This is a genomic window from Endothiovibrio diazotrophicus (assembly GCF_054657215.1).
Genome location: NZ_BAAHXB010000299.1, coordinates 1 through 598, shown reverse-complemented (window position 1 = coordinate 598; position 598 = coordinate 1). Strand labels below are relative to the sequence as shown.

Annotated in this window: 1 protein-coding gene; it reads left to right on the top strand. The window is 66.1% G+C overall.

All coding sequences use genetic code 11. The annotated features are described in order from the left end of the window. Positions 1–598 (top strand): transposase (locus ACYQ2W_RS26525; protein WP_459874116.1); only part of this gene is annotated, 598 nt, incomplete at both ends.

Below are 598 nucleotides of genomic sequence, written 5' to 3'. Positions count from 1 at the left end.
GCTGCTCACGTTGGGCCTGGTGCTCGATGGCAGCGGCTTTGTCCGCCGTTCGGAGGTGTTTGCCGGGAACGTCGTTGAGGGGCGGACCCTGGAGACGATGTTGCGCGGTCTCCAGGCTCCAACCGGTGCCTTGGTCGTCATGGATCGCGGGATCGCGACCGAGGAGAATCTCGCGTGGTTACGCGAGGGTGGCTACCGTTACCTGGTGGTCAGCCGGGAACGGCACCGGGAGTTTGATGCCCGGACGGCCGTCACGATCGAGACAGCGGGCGAGGAGCAGGTTCATCTCTCACGGACGTTGTCGGAGGATGGGCGGGAGGTCCGCCTGTATTGCCACTCCGAGCGGCGGGCGCGCAAGGAGGAGGGAATCGCTCGCCGTTTCGCCGAGCGTTTCGAAAGCGAATTGCGCAAGCTCTCCGAGGGGCTCTCCAAGCCCCGCACCCAGAAACGCATCGACAAGCTTTGGGAGCGCATCGGCCGGCTCAAGGAGAAGAGTCGCGGCGCCGCGCAGCACTACCGGATCGAGATCCTCCCGGATGAGGGGGGAGAGCGGGCCCGCGCCATCACCTGGGAGCGTAAGCCTGTGGAAGGCTCCCTG